General features: G+C 70.1%; 21 protein-coding genes. 11 read left to right on the plus strand and 10 right to left on the minus strand.

The genetic code is table 11. The annotated features are described in order from the left end of the window. Positions 1-22 precede the first annotated feature (22 nt). Together OHB13_RS18810 and OHB13_RS18815 are read left to right on the plus strand one after the other, a co-directional pair. Positions 23-385 (plus strand): ArsR/SmtB family transcription factor, encoded by a 363-nt coding sequence (locus tag OHB13_RS18810; RefSeq protein WP_266860874.1) that lies wholly within the window; start codon positions 23-25, stop codon positions 383-385. Further along, positions 369-3,230: an HAD-IC family P-type ATPase gene (locus OHB13_RS18815; protein WP_443062954.1), complete on the plus strand. Its 2,862-nt coding sequence runs from the start codon at positions 369-371 to the stop codon at positions 3,228-3,230. Before OHB13_RS18810 ends, OHB13_RS18815 begins: the two co-directional genes overlap by 17 nt. A gap of 108 nt (positions 3,231-3,338) precedes the next feature. Here OHB13_RS18815 and OHB13_RS18820 read toward each other — a convergent pair whose 3' ends face one another. Continuing rightward, positions 3,339-5,057, minus strand: a complete 1,719-nt coding sequence (locus OHB13_RS18820) for an LCP family protein (RefSeq protein ID WP_443062955.1) — start codon at positions 5,055-5,057, stop codon at positions 3,339-3,341. A gap of 145 nt (positions 5,058-5,202) precedes the next feature. Here OHB13_RS18820 and tatA point away from each other — a divergent pair, with 145 nt between their 5' ends. Beyond that, positions 5,203-5,535: a Sec-independent protein translocase subunit TatA gene (gene tatA / locus OHB13_RS18825; protein WP_328377872.1), complete on the plus strand. Its 333-nt coding sequence runs from the start codon at positions 5,203-5,205 to the stop codon at positions 5,533-5,535. Between the two features lie 215 nt (positions 5,536-5,750). Here the strand turns inward: tatA and OHB13_RS18830 are convergent, their stop codons facing one another. Then, on the minus strand, positions 5,751-6,365 hold the full coding sequence (locus OHB13_RS18830) for an FMN-dependent NADH-azoreductase (RefSeq protein WP_266855194.1): 615 nt from the start codon (positions 6,363-6,365) through the stop codon (positions 5,751-5,753). A gap of 130 nt (positions 6,366-6,495) precedes the next feature. Here OHB13_RS18830 and OHB13_RS18835 point away from each other — a divergent pair, with 130 nt between their 5' ends. Then, positions 6,496-6,843 carry a winged helix-turn-helix transcriptional regulator gene (locus OHB13_RS18835; protein WP_328377873.1) on the plus strand — a complete coding sequence of 116 codons (348 nt, stop codon included), beginning with the start codon at positions 6,496-6,498 and terminating at the stop codon, positions 6,841-6,843. Positions 6,844-6,956: 113 nt separating this feature from the next. Here OHB13_RS18835 and OHB13_RS18840 read toward each other — a convergent pair whose 3' ends face one another. Next, the gene (locus OHB13_RS18840; protein WP_328377874.1) at positions 6,957-7,400 is read right to left on the minus strand and encodes a MarR family winged helix-turn-helix transcriptional regulator; all 444 of its coding nucleotides are present in this window, start codon (positions 7,398-7,400) and stop codon (positions 6,957-6,959) included. A 92-nt stretch (positions 7,401-7,492) separates the two neighbouring features. On the opposite strand from OHB13_RS18840, the gene OHB13_RS18845 reads away from it, so the two are divergent. The 4 genes from OHB13_RS18845 (at position 7,493) to OHB13_RS18860 (ending at position 11,595) form a co-directional block, all read left to right on the plus strand. Next, the gene (locus tag OHB13_RS18845; RefSeq protein ID WP_328377875.1) at positions 7,493-8,650 is read left to right on the plus strand and encodes a hypothetical protein; all 1,158 of its coding nucleotides are present in this window, start codon (positions 7,493-7,495) and stop codon (positions 8,648-8,650) included. Positions 8,651-8,895: 245 nt separating this feature from the next. Then, positions 8,896-10,323 (plus strand): DUF2252 domain-containing protein, encoded by a 1,428-nt coding sequence (locus OHB13_RS18850; protein WP_328377876.1) that lies wholly within the window; start codon positions 8,896-8,898, stop codon positions 10,321-10,323. Positions 10,324-10,357: 34 nt separating this feature from the next. Further along, the gene (locus OHB13_RS18855; RefSeq protein WP_405753100.1) at positions 10,358-11,203 is read left to right on the plus strand and encodes a hypothetical protein; all 846 of its coding nucleotides are present in this window, start codon (positions 10,358-10,360) and stop codon (positions 11,201-11,203) included. 47 nt (positions 11,204-11,250) lie between these two features. Next, positions 11,251-11,595, plus strand: a complete 345-nt coding sequence (locus OHB13_RS18860) for a rhodanese-like domain-containing protein (RefSeq protein WP_328377877.1) — start codon at positions 11,251-11,253, stop codon at positions 11,593-11,595. 124 nt (positions 11,596-11,719) lie between these two features. On the opposite strand, the gene OHB13_RS18865 is transcribed toward OHB13_RS18860, so the two are convergent. The 6 genes from OHB13_RS18865 to paaA all read right to left on the minus strand — a co-directional run bounded on the left by OHB13_RS18865 (position 11,720) and on the right by paaA (position 16,664). After that, positions 11,720-12,937, minus strand: coding sequence for an acyl-CoA dehydrogenase family protein (locus OHB13_RS18865; protein ID WP_328377878.1), 1,218 nt, complete (start codon positions 12,935-12,937; stop codon positions 11,720-11,722). A 115-nt stretch (positions 12,938-13,052) separates the two neighbouring features. Further along, entirely contained in the window at positions 13,053-14,129 is a 1,077-nt protein-coding gene (locus OHB13_RS18870) for a 2Fe-2S iron-sulfur cluster-binding protein (RefSeq protein WP_328377879.1), read from the minus strand. Beyond that, complete coding sequence (paaD, locus tag OHB13_RS18875) at positions 14,130-14,615, minus strand: 1,2-phenylacetyl-CoA epoxidase subunit PaaD (protein ID WP_328377880.1); 486 nt, start codon at positions 14,613-14,615, stop codon at positions 14,130-14,132. Beyond that, positions 14,609-15,310: a 1,2-phenylacetyl-CoA epoxidase subunit PaaC gene (gene paaC, locus OHB13_RS18880; protein WP_328377881.1), complete on the minus strand. Its 702-nt coding sequence runs from the start codon at positions 15,308-15,310 to the stop codon at positions 14,609-14,611. The genes paaD and paaC overlap by 7 nt, the downstream gene beginning before the upstream one ends. Next, complete coding sequence (gene paaB, locus OHB13_RS18885) at positions 15,307-15,618, minus strand: 1,2-phenylacetyl-CoA epoxidase subunit PaaB (RefSeq protein WP_266855183.1); 312 nt, start codon at positions 15,616-15,618, stop codon at positions 15,307-15,309. The genes paaC and paaB overlap by 4 nt, the downstream gene beginning before the upstream one ends. Further along, complete coding sequence (paaA, locus tag OHB13_RS18890; RefSeq protein WP_405753107.1) at positions 15,615-16,664, minus strand: 1,2-phenylacetyl-CoA epoxidase subunit PaaA; 1,050 nt, start codon at positions 16,662-16,664, stop codon at positions 15,615-15,617. The genes paaB and paaA overlap by 4 nt, the downstream gene beginning before the upstream one ends. Before the next feature lie 357 nt (positions 16,665-17,021). Between paaA and OHB13_RS18895 the strand changes: the two genes are divergently transcribed. The 3 genes from OHB13_RS18895 (at position 17,022) to OHB13_RS18905 (ending at position 19,686) form a co-directional block, all read left to right on the plus strand. Next, positions 17,022-17,627, plus strand: coding sequence for a DUF5819 family protein (locus OHB13_RS18895; protein WP_443062956.1), 606 nt, complete (start codon positions 17,022-17,024; stop codon positions 17,625-17,627). Between the two features lie 101 nt (positions 17,628-17,728). After that, positions 17,729-18,931 carry an HTTM domain-containing protein gene (locus OHB13_RS18900; RefSeq protein WP_328380334.1) on the plus strand — a complete coding sequence of 401 codons (1,203 nt, stop codon included), beginning with the start codon at positions 17,729-17,731 and terminating at the stop codon, positions 18,929-18,931. A 74-nt stretch (positions 18,932-19,005) separates the two neighbouring features. Continuing rightward, positions 19,006-19,686, plus strand: coding sequence for a TrmH family RNA methyltransferase (locus tag OHB13_RS18905; RefSeq protein ID WP_266855181.1), 681 nt, complete (start codon positions 19,006-19,008; stop codon positions 19,684-19,686). 303 nt (positions 19,687-19,989) lie between these two features. Here OHB13_RS18905 and paaN read toward each other — a convergent pair whose 3' ends face one another. Continuing rightward, the gene (gene paaN, locus OHB13_RS18910) at positions 19,990-21,663 is read right to left on the minus strand and encodes a phenylacetic acid degradation protein PaaN (RefSeq protein WP_328377883.1); all 1,674 of its coding nucleotides are present in this window, start codon (positions 21,661-21,663) and stop codon (positions 19,990-19,992) included. Between the last annotated feature and the right edge of the window lie 37 nt (positions 21,664-21,700).

Below are 21,700 nucleotides of genomic sequence, written 5' to 3' on the forward strand. Positions count from 1 at the left end.
TCCAGCGGTGGGGGAAGGCGAAGTGGCGGCAGGCGTCGAGAGGTTCCCGGATCCTTCCGCCGAGGTACTCGCGGAAGCGGCCGCCGCGTTCGGTCTGCTCGCCTCGTCGGCGCGGCTGCACATCGTCTGGGCGCTGGCACAGGGCGAGAGCGATGTGAGCGGCCTGGCCGAGCGGGTGGGCGGTGCGCTCCCCGCGGTGAGCCAGCATCTGACGAAACTGAAACTGGCCGGTCTGGTGCGTTCCCGGCGGGAGGGGCGGCGGCAGGTGTACTTCGTCGACGACCCCGACGTCGTGACCGTCGTACGGCTCGTGGTCGGCCAGCTGGCCGACCGTGCCGGTGGCGGGATTCCCGGGGTGGGTCACCTCCGTGGGACAGGCACCTGAGGCCGCCGCGGCCCCGGAGCCCGGTTCCGGGGTCTCCGTCCGGGCCGTGCGGGTGGCGGACGGCGTTCCGGCGGCCGACGGCGCTGTACCGGATCTGGGCGCGCTGACCTCGCTCCAGGTGCTGCGCGCCCTGGACAGCGGCCCGCGCGGGCTGACGGACGCGGTGGCCGACGCACGGCTGCGGCAGTTCGGCGAGAACACCCTGCCGGCCCGGCGGCCGGTTCCGTGGTTCGTACGGTTCCTGCGCAGCGTCCGGGACCCCTTCACGGCTGTGCTGCTCTGCCTCGGTGTGGTGTCGTCGCTGGTCGCGGCGTGGGGTACCGCCTGTGTGATCACCGCGCTCGTGGTGGTGAGCTGTGCGCTGCGCTCCGCGGGGGAGCACCGCGCCGACCGTTCGATGGCTGCGCTGCGGGAGCTGGTGGCCAGTACGGCGACGGTGCTGCGGCGCTCATCGGACGACGCGGCTCCGGTGGCCCGTGAGGTTCCGGTCGACCAGCTGGTGCCAGGCGACGTGGTCCGGCTGGGCCCCGGCGATCTGGTGCCCGCCGATCTGCGGCTGCTGCGGGCCGTCGGTCTGAGCGTGAACCAGGCGGTGCTCACGGGGGAGTCGGCCGCGGTCGCCAAGTCGGCCGCCGATGTTCCGGTATCCGGTCGCCTGTCTGTCCCCCCGCCCGGCCCCGTGTCTGTCCCGGTGTCCGGCCCCGTGTCTGTATCTGTCCCCGCATCTGTCCCCGTGTCTGTCCCCGTGCAGGCGTCCGGCGACACCGGGTTCGACCGTGCGCATCTCTGCTTCCAGGGCAGCAGCGTCGTCTCGGGCAGCGGCAGCGGCGTCGTGGTGGCGACGGGGGCGCTGACGAGGTTCGCCGCCGGGCACGGGGCGGCCGGGCCGCGCGGGCCGAGCGCCTTCGACCGGTCGGTGCACGGTATTTCGTGGATCCTGATCCGGTTCATGCTGCTCACTCCGCCGCTGGTGCTGATGGCGAACGCGGCGCTGCGCGGGCGGGGGCTGGAGACGCTGCCGTTCGCGGTCGCTGTGGCGGTCGGGCTGACGCCCGAGATGCTCCCGGTGATCGTCACGAGCTGTCTGGCGCGCGGCGCCTCCCTGCTCGCCCGCGACCACGGGGTGATCGTCAAACGGCTGCCGGCGCTGCACGATCTGGGCGCGGTGGATGTGCTGTGCCTGGACAAGACGGGAACGCTCACCCAGGACCTGCCCGTTGTCGACCGGGCGCTGGACGCGGACGGCGCGGACGACCGCGACGTGCTGCACTGGGCCGCGGTCAATGCCTGGTGGACCCTCCAACTGGCCGACCTGCCCGCCCCCGACCCGCTCGACGAGGCGCTGCTCGATGCGTCCGGTGGTTCCGGCGATTCAGGTGGCTTCGGTGGTTCAGGTGGCTCCAGTGGTTCCGGAGGCTTCGGCGGTTCCGGAGGCGAGGAGTTCCTGCCGTACGAGGGGATCGCCGCGCTGCCGTTCGATCCGGTGCGGCGCATGGCGACCGCCGTCGTACGCCGTCCCGGCCGGCTCGGCGTCGACACCCTCGTGGTGAAGGGCGCTGTCGAGAACGTATTGGAGCGGTGCGCGCTCGACGCGGCGGAGCGGGAGCGGCTGCTCGCGGCGGCCGGCGAGCACGTACGGAACGGGGCCCGGCTGCTGGCCGTCGCGACCGCCGAGCGCCCGGCGCGCAAGCGGGCGTACACCGCTGCCGACGAGCGTGGCCTCAGCTTCCGCGGCTTTGTGACCCTGCGCGACGCGCTGGTGCCGAGCGCCGCTGACGCGCTGCCCGCGCTCGCCGGGATGGGCGTGACGGTGAAGGTTGTCACGGGCGACCACCCCGGTACCGCTGCCCGTGCCTGCCAGGAGCTGGGGCTCGAACCGGGGACCGTGCTCACCGCCAGGGACGTGGACGCGCTCACGGACGGCCAACTGGCCTCGGCGGTACGTGACACGGCCGTCTTCGCCCGCTGCACCCCCGAGCACAAGGCGCGGATCGTCCGCGCGCTCCGGGCCGACGGCCGCGTCTGCGGATTCCTCGGTGACGGGGTCAACGATCTGCCCGCCCTGCACGCGGCGGATGTCGGGATCTGCCCGCGCGATGCGGTCGACGTGGCGCGGGAGGGCGCGGATGTGGTGCTCGCCGAGCACGCGAAGGACCTCTCGGCCGTCGAACACGCGCTGACGGCCGGACGCCACAGCAGCGGCAACATCGCGACGTATCTGCGCATCACGCTCTCGTCCAACCTCGGCAACGTCATCGCGATGCTCGCCGCCGGTCTGCTGCTGCCGTTCCTGCCGATGCTTCCGGCGCAGGTGCTGGTGCAGAACCTCTGCTTCGACGCGGCGCAGCTCGCGTTCGCCTACGACCGGCCGGCCCCCGGGGTGCTGAGCCGCCCCGCCACCCTGCGCTCCCGGGACTTCCTCCGCTTCATCACCGGGTTCGGCGCGCTCAACGCGGTCGCCGACCTCGCGACGTTCGGTGTGCTGGCGCTGGCTGTGCACGGCCCCGGAGGCCCGGACAGCGAGACGGTGTTCCACTCCGGCTGGTTCGTGGAGAACCTGCTGACCCAGTCGCTGGTGATGCTCCTGCTGCGTACGGGGCGCCGGGCCGCCGAACGCGGCGGGACCAGTCCGGTCCGCTGGGCGGCGGCCGCTCTCGCCACCGCCGGACTGCTGCTCCCGCTCTCGCCGCTGGGGCCGCTGCTGGGCATGGCGGCGCTGCCCGCGCTCTACTATCCGCTGCTCGTGGTGGTGCTCGGCCTGTACGCGTGGGGGCTCGGGACGGCCAGGCGCCGGTACGACGGCCGGCGGTACGACGGCTGCCGGCAGGACAGCCGCCGCACGTAAGCGAGTTGACGGTTCACGGTGCTGGTCGGCTGCCCGTCACCGGCTGGGCCCCGTGCCGGCGGCCTGGGCCGCTCGTCCGCGGGACGTGTTTCATCCGCAGGCCGTGTCTCATCCGTAGGACACGTTGCTGCACGGTCCGTCGGCCGCGGAGCGGGCGCCGGATGCCACGGAGGAGGGCAGCGAAGAGGGGGAGGACGCTCCGGACGCCGCTGCGGGGTCGCTGCTCGGCGTTGCTGAGGGGTTGTCGGCGTAGACCTGGCCCAGCGTCACGGTGATCCCGGCGCTCTGCGTACCGGCGGCGGCGTCCGCCTCCTGGACCGTCGCTCCCACGAAGAGCCTCGCCACGGTCTCGGCTCCGCTCCGCCGGCCGGGCCCGTAGGTGATGACGGTGGATGTGTGGTCCTGGGTGCCGGCCGTCGCCGTCCCGTCGATGGTGAAGCCGTGGTCCCTGAGGGTCTGGGCGGCGCGGGCCGCGAGGCCGGTGACGGTGGTGCCGTTCTGGACGGTGACGGCGATTCCGGCGCCGGAGACGGGCCCTGCGGGGCTCGGTGTCGTCGAGGGGGCGGGGGAGGGGTTCTTGCCGTTCTTGTGGTCCTTGCCGCTGGCGTCCTTGCCGTCGATCGTCCGGTCGGCCCGCAGATCGGACCAGAGGACGCTCGCGGCCGGTTCGACCATCGCGACGCGCGCACCCTGGTACCGCCAGGGGATGGTGACGAACTTGGTGTTGTGCAGATCGATGCTCTTCAGCGACATCACGAACGAGAGCAGCTTGTCGGCTGTCGAGAGTCCCGGGTCGACGGTCAGCGAATGGGTGGCAGCATCGGCGAGGGGCAGCAGCTTGGTGGGCGTGAACCCGTCGTCCTTCACCTTCTTGATCAAGGAGGAGACGAAGGCCTGCTGGCGTTTGATCCGTCCGATGTCGGAGCCGTCACCGATTCCGTGCCTGATCCGTACGTAGTCGAGCGCCTTCTGCCCGGACACGCTCTGCTCGCCCTTGGCGAAGAGGAGCTTGCCGCGGGTGGTGCGGTTCGGGTCGAGATCCCCCTGGTAGATGTTCTGCGGCAGGCACACCTGGACGCCGCCGACGACGCCGGTCAGTTTCGAGAAGCCCTCGAAGTCGACGACGACGGTGTGGTCGATGCGCAGACCGGTGAGCTTCTCCACCGTGTTCTGGGTGCAGGCGGGGTTGCCCTTGAGGGTCTGGCCGACGGAGTAGGCCGCGTTGAACATCGTGTTGGGCTGCGGCTTGGTCCAAGTGCCGTCGGGCAGCTTGCAGGACGGGATGGTGACGAGGGTGTCGCGGGGGATGGAGACGGCGATCGCGTGTTTGTGGTCGGCGTAGACGTGCAGCACGAACGCCGTGTCGGAGCGGCCCACGTCGTTCTTGTCGCCGCCGCCCAGGGCGCTGTTGCCGCCGGTGCGCGAGTCCGAGCCGATGACCAGCACGTTCTGGCCCTTGGTCGAGGATGCGGGGCGGTCGGCGGAGATTCCGTCCGAGCTGAAGGAGTTGATGTTTCCGTTCAGCCGGAGGTAGACCCACCCGGCGCCCGCGGTGGCCAGCACCAGAAGGGCCACGGCTATGGCGATCAGGAGCCGTGCGCGACTGCGCTTCTGGCGCTTCCGGCGCTTGGTTCCCCGGACTGTGCCGTGGGCGCCACCTCGGTGGGGCGGTCCGTGGCCTGTTGTCCCATGACCCGTTGTTCCGTGGCCCGTCGTCCCGTGGTTCGCGTGGTCGTTGGCAGTGTTCTTCTCGCCGTTCCTCGCCCCTCTGCGTGTGGGCCGGGGGATCCGCTCGTTGCCGCGTGTGGTCCGATCGCTCGTTTTCATCTGCGCGCTTTCATTCGTCCGTCCGTACAAGAGGGGACGAACGGCCCCATCCCATGGTTGTACAGTTGCGCAATGTAGCAAGCTTTCCTGAAGATGCTTCCGGCGGTACGAACCGTCGACCGACGAGAAGAAGGGTGGGGTGGACATGCTCCGCAATGGTCTGGAGCCCTGGCACCTGCTCATCGTGGCGATCGTGGTCATGGTGATGTTCGGCTCGAAGAAGCTGCCCGACACCGCCCGCGCGCTGGGCAAGTCGATGCGCATTCTCAAGAGCGAGGCGAAGGCGATGAAGGAGGACGGGAGCGACGGGAGCGGCGGGACGGCCTCGCCGGCTTCTCCGGCTGCTCGCACCGCTCCCGCCTCCGAGCCGGAAGCGGCCGCGGGTGCGGCACATTTGGTGGAGTCGGTGGAGCCTTCGGGTGTGACTCTGGCGTCGGAGTCGGCGACTTCCGTTCAGCAGGCGCCGAAGGTGATCTGAGTCGACTCCGCGGAGTCGGGGGCTCAGGGGCTCGGGGCTCGGGGGCTCAGGGGGGCTTCGGGTTTCACGTGAAACCCCCGCGCGGCTGATGTGAGCTGCGCGGGGGTTCTGAGTCTGCCGTTCCGGTGCGTACGGCCTCTGTACGTACTGCTTTTGTGGGGCACCGCTTCTGTGGGGTACCGCCTCTGTGCATGCCGGACCGGCGGTGCCGTCCGTCAGGCCGCGAAACGCGCGGCAAGTGCCTTGGCCTTCGACGCCGCCTCGTCGAGTGCCCTGGCGCGAGAGGTCTCGGCGAGCGGGACGAGTTCGGCCATGGCGGGCTGCGAAGCGGCCAGGGTCAGCTCGGGGACTATGAAGTCGACCTCGGCACCGAACATCGCCGTGAGGAGCTTCTCCAGGTAGTTCTGGACGAACTCGAAGCCCTCCCGGGGAGTTCCGGGAGCGTAGGAGCCACCGCGGCTGGCTACGACCGTGAACGGGGTACCGGCCAGCGGGCTGTCCGCGCCGCCGCCGTTGTGGCCGGCGATGATCGCGTGATCGAGCCAGGCCTTGAGGGTCGAGGGGATCGAGAAGTTGTACATCGGGGCGCCGATCAGCACGGCGTCCGCCTCGGCGAGCTCGTTGGCGAGTTCGGCGCGGAGGGGGGAATCGGCGCCCGCGGCCGCGGCGGCGGCGTCCAGGTGCGGCAGCGGGTGAGCGGCGAGATCGCGGTAGACGACCACGCCCTCGGGGTGCTGTTCCCGCCAGGCGTTCACGAAGACGGCGGTGACGTCACGTGACGCGGAGCCCTGCGGGAAGACGGCGGAGTCGATGTGCAGAAGGGTGGCCATGTCGTTCTCCAGTAAGCGTGAAGCGTGAGTGGGGCGTGATCCTGAAATCCATGCGTACCTATCATAAGCATAGTCCCTTACTTTTCCGCAGTTACTCACGGGAGTGGTCCGTACTCAGTACTCTGGGGGCATGGCGGAACACAGCGAGCGGGCGTGCAAGCAGGTCGGCGGAGCGATCACGCGCGTCTTCGAGCTGCTGGGCAAGCGCTGGACCGGGCTGATCGTGGCCGTACTGATGCAGCAGCCGGTGTACTTCGCGGATCTCCGGCGGGCCATTCCCGGTATCAGCGAGCGGATGCTCTCCGACCGGCTGACCGAGCTCGCGGCGGCAGGACTGCTCGTGCGCGAGGTGGACGAAGGCCCCCCGCTGCGCGTCTCCTACCGGCTGACCGAGGCGGGCAAGGCGCTGGAGCCCGCTCTCAAGGAGCTCGGGCTGTGGGCGGAGGCGCACCTCCCGGGTGCGGGCGGCCCCTGCTGATCAGGCCCTTCTGATCAAGTTCTGACCAGGCCCACCCCACCCCACCCCACCCCAACCTGTCGACCGCTCCAACCTGGTGTGGCTCGGCGCGGGCAGGAGGCGCGGGACGGTCCTCAGCTCAACTCCGCCGAGTTGTACCGCAGTAGATAGGTCGCGAAGCGGTCGAGGTCCTCTTCAGTCCAGTCCGCCAGCCGGTCGCGAACGGCCGCGCGCCGGCTGCCCTGGGACGAGGCGAGTTTTCTCGTACCGGCTTCGGTGGGGTGGAGTACCTGCACCCGCTGGTCGTCGGCGGCGGGGCGCCGCTCGACCAGGCCGAGTTTCTCCAGCACCGCGAGCTGGCGGCTGACCGTGGATTTGTCCAGCATGTAATGCGCCGCGAGATCGGTCGCGCGGCAGCCCTGGCTGTCGTCGATGTGCGCGAGCAGGGTGTACGAGACCAGGGGCAGCTCGGGGTGGAGGCGGGCGGCCGTAGCGCGGGCGCGCCGGGCGAACGCCGTCAGCTCGCGTTGGATCGTGTCGACGGACGCGTCGTGGTCCCGGGGGTCTTTGCCGGTCATGTTTTGCCCTCCTAGGTATTAGTTGTATAGTACAACTCAAATAGAAGTTGTAAAAGCCAACTAGTGTCCTCACGCAGCAGGAGAGGTGTCCGATGTCCGCAGGCCCCACGAACGGTGCCGTCAGTACGGGGGCTGCTCTGCGCCATGTCCTCGGCCATCTCGTCACGCCCCTGCTGATGTGCATCGGGATGGGCCTGGCGTATCTGGGGGCGTTCCACTCTCCGCAGCCGCATGAACTGCGGGTCGCTGTCGTCGGCTCCGGGCCGAGCGCCCAGGTGCTGGCGCAGACGCTGCACGACAAGGGTGATGGTGCGCTGGATGTCCGTACCGTCCCGGACCGCGGCAGTGCGGTCCAGCAGCTGAAGGACCAGGACGTGTACGGCGCCTTCGTGCCGAACCGCACGAGCCCCGAACTGGTCGTCGCCTCGGCGTCGTCCGACACCACGGCCACGGCGGTGGAGAAGGTGTTCACGCAGGTCGCGGCCCAGCAGGGTGAACCGCTCAAGGTGACCGACGTGGCGCCGACAGCGAGCGGTGACCCTACGGGACAGGGCATCTTCTTCCTGCTGGTCGCGCTGAGCATCGGCTCGTACGCCTCGGTCGCGGTGATCGGCGGAGCCGGAGGGGTGCTTCCGCTGCGGATCAGGGCGCTGCTGGCACTCGGGACTTCACTGGTGGTCAGCGCGATCGGTGCCGCCTTCGCCGGGCCGGTGTTCCATCTGGTCGACCACGGACTCCTCGGGGTCTGGGCCATGGCGTGGATCTACTCGGCAGGCATCCTGCTCGTCGGTGTGGGTCTGCACACCTTCCTGAAGCGGTGGACGACGCTCGGTGTGATGGTGCTGTTCGTGATGCTCAACTTCACGAGTTCCGGCGGGATCTTCCGGCCCGAGCTGCAGCCCGGATTCTTCGGTGCGCTGCACGCCTTCTGGAACGGCGCGGGCTTTGTGGAGGGTGTGCGCAGCCATGTGTACTTCGGTGGCCACGGCCTCGGCGGCAACGTGCTGGTCCTGGCCTTCTGGCTGCTGGCGGGGCTGGTCGTGATGGGTGTTGCGGGGCTGGTCGAGGCAGGCCGCCGGAGGTCGGCCGCGCGGAACGTCGCGTGGACGGTCCCGGCAGTGGAGACCCCGCAGGGGGCAGCAGCAGAGGCGGCCGAAGAGAAGGCCGAAGTGGGAGTCGAAGCGGGAGCCGAGGAGGAAGTCGAGGAGGAAGCCGAGGAGGAGGAGTTGGAAGAAGCGGTGGGAGTGTGAGTCGACTGGGGAGCACCTCCGCCCGCGCCTCGTCCACGCTGAACCGCGCCTCTGCCCGCGCTGAACCGCATCCCCTCCCGCACCGAACTGCCCCCCTCCCGCGCTGAACCGCACTGCTGTACAGCTGAGTTGTCCACAACCGGGCAGTTGTCCACAGGCTTGAACGGGTTCTGGCTGACGGCGGTACGGTCGTCGGCAGTCGGTGTTGATCGAAAGCGCCGGTGCTGATCGAGAGCGGGGGCTCCATGGACGACCAGGTACGTATCCCGGCGGTGGCCGGATTCGCGCGGCGCGCGGCCGGTGCTCAGCCCGGCCCGCATCCGCCGCCGCAGCCGCGTTCACCGAAAGGTGTGGGCAAGGAGTTGCGGGCCCGCGTCCCCCGGTCCTCCCACGGTGCACTGGCCCCGGGCAGGAGACGCCCTGACGCGGTCCAGGCGGTCGAGGAGTCGAACCGGGGCCGGGTGCCCGATCTGGTGCCGATACGGGTGGCCCGGATGTCCGCCACCCCCTTCGCCTTTCTGCGCGGTGCGGCGGGGCTGATGGCGTACGACCTCGCGGGTACGCCGGTCACGGGGGTGGCCGCGCAGATATGCGGTGACGCGCACGCGGCCAACTTCGGCCTTTACGGCGATGCGCGGGGGCGCCTCGTCATCGACCTGAACGATTTCGACGAGACCGAGACCGGCCCGTGGGAGTGGGACCTCAAGAGGCTGGCGGCCTCCCTGGTGCTGGCCGGACGGCAGGCCGGAGCCGATGAGGACACCTGCCGGGCGGCGGCTTTCGACACGGTGGGGGCCTACCGGCGCACCATGCGGCTGCTGGCGAAGCTGCCGGTGCACGACGCATGGAACGCGATAGCCGACGAGGAACTGGTCTCGCACGCGGACGCGCACGATCTTGCCGGAACGCTGGAGCGGGTCTCCGAAAAGGCCCGCAGCAACACCAGTGCGCGTTTCGCCGCCAAGGCGACGGAGGAGTGCGGCGACGGCAGCCGGCGCTTCGTGGACGCTCCCCCGGTGCTGCGCCGGGTTCCGGACGTGGAGGCGGCAACGGTGGCCGGGTCGCTCGCTGAGTACCTCGGAACCTTGCCGCACGACCGGCTTCCGCTGCTTGCGCGGTACGCGATCCATGACGTGGCTTTCCGGGTGGTGGGCACCGGCAGCGTGGGCACCCGCTCGTATGTGGTGCTGCTGCTCGATCACCGGGACGAGCCGCTGGTGCTCCAGGTGAAGGAGGCTCGGGCCTCGGCGCTGCTGCCGTACCTGCCCGCAGCCGGTTTTCCGTCCGGGCGGCCGGAGCACCACGGGCGCCGGGTGGTGCTCGGACAGCAGCGGATGCAGGTGGTCAGCGACAGCCTGCTGGGGTGGACGACGGTGGAGGGGAGGCCGTACCAGGTGCGGCAGTTCAGGAACCGCAAGGGCAGCGTGGACCCGGCTGCTCTCGCGGCCGACCAGGTGGACGACTACGGCCGGATGACCGGCGCGCTGCTTGCGCGGGCCCATGCGCACAGCGCGGATCCGCGGCTGATAGCCGGGTACTGCGGAAGGAACGAGGAGCTGGACGAGGCGGTGGCCGCGTTCGCCGTGGCCTACGCGGACCGTACGGAGGCGGATCACGCGGATCTGGTGGCAGCGGTGCGGTGCGGGCGGATGGCCGCCGAGCCGGGAGTGTGACCAGGGAGGTCCGGGGCGCCCGTAGGCTGGACGGGTGACGGAGGATGCCACCGGGGGCACGACCACCCGGAACGACGACGACCAGAGCGGGCAGCCCATGGGCGAGCAGCGGCCGGAGGCGCGGCTGGAGAAAGCTGTACGCGCCGCCGAGCAGGCACTGATCGAGTTCGAGATCGCGGTGGAGACCTTCCGGGTGGAGGTGGAGAACTTCTCCCGGCTGCACCACCAGAGACTCGGCCCGATGTACGCGCGCCTGGACGAGCTCGACGCGCAGCTCGCCGAGGCCAGGGCCGCACGCAGTGGAGACCCGGAGGACCTGGCCAAGGCCCAGGAGGCACGGGCCATGGTGCTGCCCATGCCCGGTGTCGACGAGCTGTTCCACGACTGGATCGACTCGGAGGGGCTGCCGCCAGAGGCGCAGGCCATGCTGAACGAGCAGCCGGTGCAGCCGCCGAAGCGGGTACGTCCCAGCGAGGAGGCCCGCAAGCTCTACCGCGAGCTGGTCCGGGAGGCGCATCCCGACCTGGCGCAGGACGATGCGGAACGGGACCGGCGTGACGAGTTCATCACGCGCGTCAACGCCGCCTATGCGCGTGGGGACGAGGCCGGGCTGCGGGAGCTGGGCGAGGAGTGGGCCGCCGGCCCGGTCCAGGAGGCCGCCGAGCCCAGCGAGAGCGACGAGCTCTACGCCAGGCTGGAGTGGCTCTCCCAGCGCAAGGAGCTGCTGTCCCTGGTCGCTCACGAGCTGGAGGAGAGCGCGATCGGCGCGATGCTCCGGATGGCACCCGACGACCCCGACCGGCTGCTGGAGGAGATCGCGGAGCAGCTGCTCGCCCAGGTCTCCGAGCGTGAGGCCGAGCTGACGGAGATGGTGCAGTAGCGTTCCCGGTGGCCCCCACCGTGTATGTACGAGAGAAGGCATGATCCATGAATTTCGCCCCGCTGCCCCAGGTGGATATCGCGGCGGTACCGGCCGACGGTCTGCTGCTCGACGTCCGGGAGGACAACGAATGGGAGGCCGGACATGCCGAGGGGGCGCTGCACATTCCGATGAGCGAGTTCGTGGCGCGCTTCGGTGAGGTGACCGAGGCGGTGGCCGAGGGCGGGCGGGCGTTCGTGATCTGCCGGGTCGGCGGCCGTTCCGCCCAGGTCACCCAGTACCTGGTGCAGCAGGGCATCGACGCGGTGAACGTCGACGGCGGCATGCTCGCCTGGGAAGGCGCGGGGCGCCCGATGGTGACGGACGGCGACCACCCGGCGCACGTCGTCTGACTGACACCCCGCTGGTTCCCCCTGGGCCCCTGGGTCCCCGCTGCTCCTCCCCTGGGCCTGCCGCTGGGGATCTGTCCTGAATCTCTCCCTGGCCACGCCCCCGGGCGAGCCGACAGGTGCCGGTTCAGCCCAGTGGGTGGGTGGCCAGCAGGTCGCCCAGTGCCTCCTCGTGGGCTGCGGCCGGGCCGAGTGAGAGCTCCAACTGCTTGGCCCAGGCGTGGTATCGGTGCAGCGGGTAGTCGGTGTCCGCCCCGAAGCCGCCGTGCAGATGCTGTGCGGTCTGGACGACCCGGCGTACGCCCTCGGAGGCCCAGATCTTGGCCACGGCGATGTCCCCGGCAGCGGGAAGCGGGCCCCCCGCGCTGGTGGAGAGGCGCCAGGCCGCCTGCCAGAGCGTCACTTCCATGGCGCGTAGGTCGATATAGCGGTCGGCAGCCTGGACGGCGACCGACTGGAAGGTGGCGACCGGGAAGCCGAACTGCTCCCGCTTGCTCGTGTAGGCGCTGGTCATGGTCAACACCCCCTCGCCCAGGCCCAGCGCGAGCGCGCAGGTCCCGGTGGTCAGCAGATCACGCAGGAACTCCCAGGCGCCGTCAGCCTCGATGACATCGTGGTCGGCGAGGCGGACGGAGTCGAGACGTACCTCCGCGAAGCGCTCTCCGCTGGTGGAGATCTGCTCGGCCAGGGTGACCCCAGCGGTTCCAGCAGCGCCGGCGGTCCCACTGCCACTGCCCCCACTGCTACTACTCCCACTGTCACCCATCCCAGCGCGCTCCTGCTGCTCGCGGGGGATCAGTGCGAGTACGGAACTCCCCGTGGGCGTGTGGGCCGGTACCGCGATCCGGTCCGCGGTCTGGGCCCAGGGCACTCCGGTCTGCATCCCGGCGAGCACCCAGCCGCCGTCCCCGTCCCGCCGTGCGGTGACAGCGAGTTCGGCGGGATCGTGGCCGGTACGCCCGTTGGCGCCGACGGTGAGGACCAGCTCGCCGCGGCCCACAGCCGGCAGGATCGCTTCGCTCAACTCCGCGCTGCCGTAACGCTGCACGGCCATCGCCACCGCGCTGGTCTCCAGCAGCGGCACCCGGGCTAGCACGCGGGCCGACTCGCGCAGGACCAGACAGAGCGCGATCGGCCCGAGCCCGGCCCCACCGTGCTCGGGTGCCAGGACCAGGCTCAGCAGATCCGCATCCGCCAGCTTGCCCCACAGGGCCCGGTCGAAGTCCTCGGCCACCGCGCCCGCGGTGAGTGCCGGGCTGGGTACTCCGTCGGGCGCGACGCCCGAGAAGACCGCCTTTGCCGCCTCTACGGCCGCCTGCTGCTCCTCGGTGAAGGTGAAGTCCACAGCCCTGTCCTCCCGCGCCGACCTGCTCAGCCTGTCCCGCATTTCTGATGCGGCGTCAGATTAGGGCAACGGGCCGCGATGCGGAACACCGGCGACGCAGGGATCGGGATTGCTCTCAGCGGTCGAAATCCAGCTCCACCTCCGGCGTCAGCGGGTGGGACTGGCAGGCCAGCACATAACCCGCTTCGGTCTCCTCCGGCTCCAGCGCGTAGTTGCGGTCCATCCGCACCTCACCCGAGACCAGGAACGCCCTGCACGTCCCGCACACTCCGCCCTTGCACGCATACGGGGCGTCGGAACGGCTCCGCAGGACCGTTTCGAGAAGCGAATCCCCGTCTCGCACCGGCCAGGTACCCGAGCGGCCGTCCAAGGTGGCGGTCAGCGTGCTGTGCGCGGGAACAGCCGCCGACGCAGGTCCGGGCCCGGCGGGTGCCGCGGTGGTGGGGTTCCCGTCGTCGACATGGAAGATCTCCTGATGGATACGGGACCTGGCCACCCCGAGCCCGTGCAGCGCCCGTTCCGCGCCCTGCACCAGACCGAACGGGCCGCACAGGAACCAGCCGTCCACATCCGCGACCGGCAGAAGCTCCGGCAGCAGTCCCGTCAGCCGCTCCTGGTCGAGCCTGCCCGAGGGCAGACCGGACTGCTGCTCCTCCCGGGAGAGCACGGTCACCAGCTGGAAGCGGTCCGGCCAGCGGTCCTTCAGATCGGCGACCTCGTCGAGGAACATCGTGGAGGCCGCCGTGCGGTCGCCGCGTATCAGACAGAACCGGGCATCCGGTTCGCGGGCCAGCAGCGTCGCAGCGATGGAGAACACCGGTGTGATCCCGCTGCCCCCCACGATCGCCGCGAACCTGCCCGCGCGCGGTTCGAAGGAGAAGCGGCCCATCGGCTCCATGACTTCGACGGTGTCCCCGACGCTCAGCTCCTTGAGCGCGTACGTGGAGAACTCGCCGCCCTCCACCAGCCGCACCCCCACCCGCACGACCGGTTCGTCGGGGGCTTCGGTCGCCGGGGTGCAGATCGAGTACGTACGGCGGATCTCCGCGCCGCCCACGATGCGGCGCAGGGCCACATGCTGGCCAGGTGTGTGCCGGAACGTCTCACGCAGCTCAGCGGGGATGGCGAAGGTGATGGCCACGGCGTCGTCCGTGAGCTGTTCGACCGCGCTGACCCGGAGCGGATGGAACATCTACAACTCCTTGAAGTGGTCGAAGGGTTCATGGCACGAGGCGCAGCGCCGCAGCGCCTTGCAGGCCGTGGAGGAGAACCGGCTCAGCAGCTCGGTGTCGGTCGAACCGCAGTGGGGGCAGCGGATGGCCAGCGCAAGGGCGACCGGGCCGGTCGGGCGCGGGGGAGCTATCCCGAACTCGGCCAGTTTGCGCCGGCCCTCCGCGCTGATGTCGTCCGTCGACCAGGCCGGTGACAGCACTGTGCGCACCGAAACATCGGGTATGCCGTGTTCGTGGAGAACCCGCTCGATGTCGGAGGACATCGACTCGATGGCAGGGCAGCCCGTGTAGGTCGGGGTGAGTTCGACCGCGACCCGGCCGGGGCCGAGGATCTCCACGCCGCGCAGCACTCCGAGCTCTTCCAGTGTCACGACCGGGAGTTCGGGGTCGGGGACGGCTCCGGCGAGCCGGCGCAGTTCCGCTTCGAGAGGTGTGGTGGTCACCATGTCGCCCCCGGATGGCTGCGGTGCAGATGCTGCATCTCGGCGAGCATTCGCCCGAAGGGTTCGGTGTGCAGGCCCTGCCTGCCAGCCCCCGCCGACCACGCCCCGGTCTGCGCCCCGGTCGGCACGGAGAGCGTGGCCCGCGACAGTAGTTCCGTCACGGAGCGGGACCAACTGTCGGCCAGGCCCGCCCAGTCGACGTCCACCCCTTCGACCGGCTCGAACATCTCGCCGGTGAAGCGCCACAGCGCGTCCACCCCCCGCTGCATCCGTTCATGGCTCTCGGCTGTCCCGTCGCCGAGGCGCAGCGTCCACTGCTCGGCGTGGTCCTGGTGGTAGGCGACTTCCTTGACCGCCTTCGCGGCGAGCGGCGCGAGCGGCCCGTTTCGGCCGGCCAGCCGGTCGTACAGGAGGTGTTGGTAGGTGGAGAAGAAGAGCTGGCGGGCGATGGTGTGCGCGAAGTCGCCGTTCTCCTGCTCGACGAGCTGAAGGTTGCGGAAGGCGCGCTCCTCGCGGAGGTAGGCCAGCTCGTCCTCGTCCCCCACCAGGGAGAACAGCACCCGCGCCTGCCCCAGCAGGTCGAGGGCGATGTTGGCGAGGGCCACCTCCTCCTCCAGCACCGGCGCGTGACCCGCCCACTCCCCCAGCCGGTGCGAGAGGACCAGTGCGTCGTCGCCGAGGGCGAGAGCCGCTGTCATAGGTGCCGCACCCCTTCCGGGATCTCGTAGAACGTGGGGTGCCGGTAGGGCTTGTCGCCGGCCGGTTCGAAGAACGAGTCCTTCTCGTCGGGCGAAGAGGCGGTTACCGCGGTGGAGGGAACCACCCAGATCGAAACGCCCTCGTTCCGGCGGGTGTAGAGGTCGCGGGCGTGGTGCAGGGCCATCTCCGCGTCCGGAGCGTGCAGGCTGCCGCAGTGCGTGTGGGCCAGCCCGCGCCGTGAGCGCACGAACACTTCCCACAGCGGCCAGTCCCCGGCGGCCGGGCTGTTCTCGGATGTGGCGGTCATGCGCGCGCCTTCCCTCGCTCTGTGGCGTCGGCGCTCTTCGCCGCACCGGCTGCCGTCTTCGCGGCGTACGCGGTCGCCGCCTCCCTCACCCAGGCGCCCTCCTCATGGGCCCGGCGCCGCTGGGTGATCCGCTGTTCGTTGCAGGGACCATTGCCCTTGAGGATTTCCTTGAACTCGGTCCAGTCGATGCTGCCGAAGTCGTGCTGGCCCCGCTCCTCGTTCCACCGGATGTCGGGGTCGGGAAGGGTGAGCCCCAAGGCCTCGGCCTGGGGGACGCAGATGTCCACGAAGCGCTGGCGCAGCTCGTCGTTCGAGTGCCGCTTGATCTTCCAGGCCATGGACTGCGCGGAGTGCGCCGACTCGTCGTCCGGCGGGCCGAACATCATCAGCGACGGCCACCACCAGCGGTCCACGGCGTCCTGGGCCATCGCATGCTGCTCCGGTGTGCCGCGGCTGAGGGTGAGCAGCAGCTCGAAGCCCTGGCGCTGGTGGAAGGACTCCTCCTTGCAGACCCGGACCATGGCCCGGGCGTACGGGCCGTAGGAGCAGCGGCAGAGCGGCACCTGGTTGGTGATCGCCGCGCCGTCCACCAGCCAGCCGACCGCGCCGACGTCGGCCCAGGTCAGCGTGGGGTAGTTGAAGATCGACGAGTATTTCTGGCGCCCGGAGTGGAGCTTGTCGAGCAGCTCTTCGCGGCCCGTGCCGAGGGTCTCGGCCGCGCTGTACAGATAGAGGCCGTGTCCCGCCTCGTCCTGGACCTTCGCCATCAGGATCGCTTTACGGCGCAGAGAGGGGGCCCGGGAGATCCAGTTCGCCTCGGGCTGCATTCCGATGATTTCGGAGTGGGCGTGCTGGGCCATCTGGCGGACGAGTGAGGCGCGGTACTCGTCAGGCATCCAGTCCCGCGGCTCGATCCGCTCGTCCGCAGCCACAGCGGCGTCGAAGGCGGCCTGCCTCGTCTCCTCGGGTCCCCCGGGCGCCTTTGAAGGCCCTGAGGCTGCGGAGGGCCGTGATGCCCCGTCCGTCCCGTACGCCACTGTCGCCATCGCGTGCCCCCTACCGACCGATCGTTCGGTTCATGGACTTCAATGGTGGGGCGAGGGCCCTTAGGGTGTCAACCCTGTGGATAACTGGCCTGAAGACCGGCGGGCACCAAAGGGGATCGGGGCGGGATGGATTCGTACGACAGTGGGGAGCCCGGAGCGAGCGGGTCAGGAGCACCACCTCCGCCACGAGAGCCCCTGGACACTCCCGGGCCCAGCGAGGCTCCCGAACCCCACGAGGCTCCCGAACCCCACGAGGCCCCTGGGACCCACGAGGCCCCTGAGACCCTCGACACTCCCGAGTCCCATGGAGCTGCCGGGGCGTCCCGGGGGATCCTCGCGCTTTCCTTTCCCTACCAGGTGGCCGCAGCCATCGCGCTCGGGCTGATCGGGGTGGTCACCGCCGTCCACCTCTCGATGGTCTTTCTCCATGTCGCGCCGTCGAACACCGTGAGCAAGCAGTACGGCAAGGCGGTGGACGACTGGATCTATCCCGAGTTCGAGCAGAACTGGAAGCTCTTCGCCCCCAATCCGCTCCAGCAGAACATCGACGTTCAGGCGCGTGCCGAGATACGGACGAAGGGCGGCGGAATCACCACCACCGGCTGGACCGATCTGTCGGCCGAGGACGGGGCGTCCCTCCACCACAACGTTCTCCCCAGCCACGTCGACCAGAACGAACTGCGTCGTGCATGGGACTTCTTCACCGGCGCGCACAACAACGACAACCAGCCGATCGGGCTGCGGGGCGACCTGTCCGAGCGGTATATCCGCCGCATCGTCGTGATGCGGATGAGCGAGGGGCAGCCGAGCGGTTCCTCGGTTGAGCGGATACAGGTCCGCTCGGCGACGTCTTCGGTGAAGGCTCCTCCGTGGAGTCAGGAGAAGATCGACACACGGGCCTCCTACCGGGTCCTGCCCTGGTGGTCGGTTGTCCCCGCGGACCGTACGGAGGCCGACCGGTGAGCTCAGCCAGCACCAGCACCAGCAGCAACACCAGTGCCAGCAACACCACCAGCAACGCCGGTAGCAGCAACAACACCCCCAACCTCAGCAACGTCAGCAGCATGATCGCGCGTGGCATCCAGCGCATCACCGAAGCCTCGTTGGGCCGCTACCAGAGCGCCGTGGTCAGGATCGGGTTCTCCGCCACCTGGCTGCTCTTCCTCCTGCGGGAGCTGCCGCACCGACGTGAGCTGTACGGGCCGCACGCCCCATGGGACTGGGGCATGGCGGAGCAGCTCATCGCCGGCAACCACGCGTTCACGGTGCTGATGTGGTCGGACTCCACGGCGTGGTTCGAGGTGGTCTACGCCGTTGCCGTGCTGTCCAGCGTGCTGCTGCTGCTCGGCTGGCACACGCGCTTCGCCTCCGCGCTGTTCATGATCGGCGTGCTGTCGCTGCAGAACCGGTCCATCTTCGTGGGCGACGGCGGTGACAATGTCGTCCACATCATGGCGATCTACCTGCTGGTGACGCGCTGTTCTCAGGTCTGGTCGCTGGACGCGCGCCGCGCGGCCCGCGCCGCGCAGGCTGCCGGCACCAGTAGCCCGTCCGGCCCCGAGCCGTCCCGGGACCGGGTCGGCCCTCTGCTCTGGTCCGCGCTCGGCATCGCACTCGTCGCCATCACCCTGCTCGGGAAGATGAGTGGCGGCTGGGAACTGATCTTCTGGGCGATGTGGCTGGTCCAGGGCCTGTGGTGGGTGGTGTGCCGGATGGCGCCGGGTGAGCCCCGCACCTTCCTCGACGTGGTCGCCAACCTCGCGCACAACGCCGGCCTCGTCGTGATCATGGCCGAGGTCTGTCTGATCTACTCGACCGCCGGCTGGTACAAGATCCAGGGCTCCCGCTGGGAGGACGGCACGGCCCTCTACTACCCGCTCAATCTGCACTACTTCTCGCCCTGGCCCGGACTGTCCTCGCTGCTCGCCACCAGCGGCGTCATGGTGATGCTGTTGACGTACGGCACGGTCATCGTTCAGGTGGCCTTCCCCTTCACCCTCTTCAACCGGCGCGTCAAGAACGTGCTGCTGGTCGCGATGATCCTGGAGCACGTCGGTATCGCGGTACTGCTGGGGCTGCCGTTCTTCTCGATGGCGATGGTCGCGGCGGACGCGGTCTTCCTGCCGACCGGCTTTCTGCTCTGGCTGGGCGGCCGCGCGGCGATGCTGACCGCCCGCACGCGAGCGGGTGCGCGGAAGGGGCCGACGGGCAGCCGGCGTCCGGCCGAGGGGGAGCAGGGCGAGCAGCCCCGTACGCTCGTGGGGTGACCAGCGAGCCCTCCCCCGAAGCACACGGACCCGAAGCACGTTCAGAGCCCGATCCCGGAGCGTCGGGAGTACCTGTGGAGCCCGAAACGCCGGATGCGCCCGCTCAGTCGGCGCATTCCGGCGAGCCGGCTCAGTACGACGATGCCTTCGCGTCCGAAATCGGCGTCGGGCCGCACCCCCTGCCGTGGCCGGAGGGCGCGCAGTACGACAAGGAACTGCTCGCCGCAGGGGACCGCCGCAACGTGGTCGACGCCTACCGGTACTGGACGCGGGAGGCGATCGTTGCGGACCTGGACACCAGGCGCCACGACTTCCATGTCGCCGTCGAGAACTGGGGTCACGACTTCAACATCGGATCCGTCGTTCGTACCGCCAACGCCTTTCTCGCCAAGGAGATCCACATCGTGGGGCGGCGGCGCTGGAACCGGCGCGGGGCCATGGTGACCGACCGCTACCAGCATGTGCGTCATCACCCGGATACGGAGTCGCTCACCGCGTGGGCCGCGGCCGAGGGCCTGCCGATCATCGGGATCGACAACCTGCCGGGCGCGGTGCCATTGGAGCGGACCGAGTTGCCGCGACGGTGTGTGCTGCTGTTCGGGCAGGAGGGCCCCGGGCTCACCGAAGAGGCACGGAAGCACGCGCAGCGGGTGTGCTCGATCGCGCAGTTCGGCTCGACGCGGTCGATCAACGCCGGTGCGGCCGCGGCGATCGCCATGCACGCCTGGGTGCAGCGGTACGCACAGATCGACTGACCGGGCGGGCCCACCCCGCAGTGAAGCGGGCGGCCCCGAGCCGCCTGCCTACGGCCCGCCCAAGCCCCGCACGGCCCAAGCCCCGCACGGCCCAAGCCCCGCACGGCCCAAGCCCCGCACGGCCCAAGCCCCGCACGGCCCAAGCCCCGCACGGCCCAAGCCCCGCACGGCCCAAGCCCCGCACGGCCCAAGCCCCGCACGGCCCAAGCCCCGCACGGCCCAAGCCCCGCACGGCCCAAGCCCCGCACGGCCCGGGTCCCGCGTCGGAGACCCCGGGCCGCAGGGCCAGGCCTTTCGTTGGGATCACGCCTGGCGGCGAACCTCCACCATCCGGAACCTGTTGGCCACGAACGCCCCGTCACACAGCGCCGCGTTCGCCGCCGGATTACCGCCCGAGCCGTGGAAGTCCGAGAAGGCCGCCGTCTGGTTGACGTAGACGCCGCCCGTCAGATTCAGCGAGAGCTGGGCGCACTCCTCCAGGCAGACCTCCTCCACGGCCTGCTCCACCTCGGTTGATGTGGTGTATGCGCCCACCGTCATCGCACCCTTGTCGCGGATCGTGTGGCGGAGCAGGTCGAGAGCGGACCTGGTCGATTCGACGGCCACCGCGAACGAGACCGGCCCGAAGCACTCGGAGAGGTAGGCCGCGTCGGCGCCCGCCGTGTCCCAGTGCTTCCGCGCGCCGTCCAGCTTGACGATCGCGGGCGTACGGACCACGGCGTCCGGGAAGTCGGGGTGGGCGATCTCCCGTGATGCGAGGGCCACTTCGCCGAGACCCGCAGCCGCTTCGAGGCGGTCCCGTACATCAGGGTTGACCAGCGCGCCCAGCAGCGCGTTCGCCCGGGCGTCGTCGCCGAGGAGCCCTCCCACCGCGGCTGCGAGGTCGGCGACCACCTCGTCGTACGTCTTGTGGCCCGCGTCCGTGGTGATGCCGTCGGCCGGGATCAGCAGGTTCTGCGGGGTGGTGCACATCTGGCCGCTGTACAGGGAGAGCGAGAAGGCCAGGTTGGAGAGCATGCCCTTGTAGTCGTCCGTGGAGTCGACGACGACTGTGTTGACCCCGGCCTTCTCCGTGTAGACCTGCGCCTGGCGGGCGTTGGCCTCCAGCCAGTCGCCGAAGGTGGTCGAACCGGTGTAGTCGATGATCCTGATCTCCGGGCGGACAGCGAGGGACTTGGCGATCCCTTCGCCGGGCCGTTCGGCGGCCAGCGCGACCAGATTGGCGTCGAACCCGGCCTCGGAGAGGACTTCGCGGGCCACCTGGACGGTGAGGGCGAGCGGCAGCACCGCGCGGGGGTGCGGCTTCACCAGGACCGGGTTTCCGGTGGCCAGGGAGGCGAACAGGCCCGGATAGCCGTTCCAGGTGGGGAAGGTGTTGCAGCCGATCAGCAGGGAGATGCCGCGGCCCACCGCAGTGAAGGACTTCCGCAGCTCCAGGGGGTCGCGCTTGCCCTGCGGCTTGGACCAGTCGGCCGACGACGGCGTCCTGACCTGCTCGGCATAGGCGTATGCCACGGCCTCCAGGCCGCGGTCCTGGGCGTGCGGGCCGCCCGCCTGGAAGGCCATCATGAACGCCTGGCCACTGGTGTGCATGACCGCGTGCGCGAATTCCGGTGTCCGGGCGCTGATCCGCGCCAGAATCTCCAGGCAGACCACGGCCCTGGCCTCGGGACCGGCCGCGCGCCACGCCGCCGTTCCCGCACTCATCGCGGGCAGCAGGACGTCCAGGTCGGGGTGCGGATAGGTGATGCCCAACTCGACTCCGTACGGCGATACTTCGCCGCCCGTCCAGTCGTCGGTGCCTGGCTGATTCAGCTCGATACGCCCGCCCAGCAGGGCGTCGAAGGCCGCTTTGCCGTCACCGCTGTATGCCTTGGGGTGCTCGGGGTGGGGCGTCCAGTACTCACGCGTACGAATCGCTTCGAGGGCCTGGTCGAGCGTGGGCCGATGGGTCTGGGACAGCTCGGTCAGCTGCATCGCGGGACAACTCCTCGTCGAGCTGCGCAGGACAGGT

Source organism: Streptomyces sp. NBC_00440 (assembly GCF_036014215.1).
Lineage (GTDB): Bacteria > Actinomycetota > Actinomycetes > Streptomycetales > Streptomycetaceae > Streptomyces.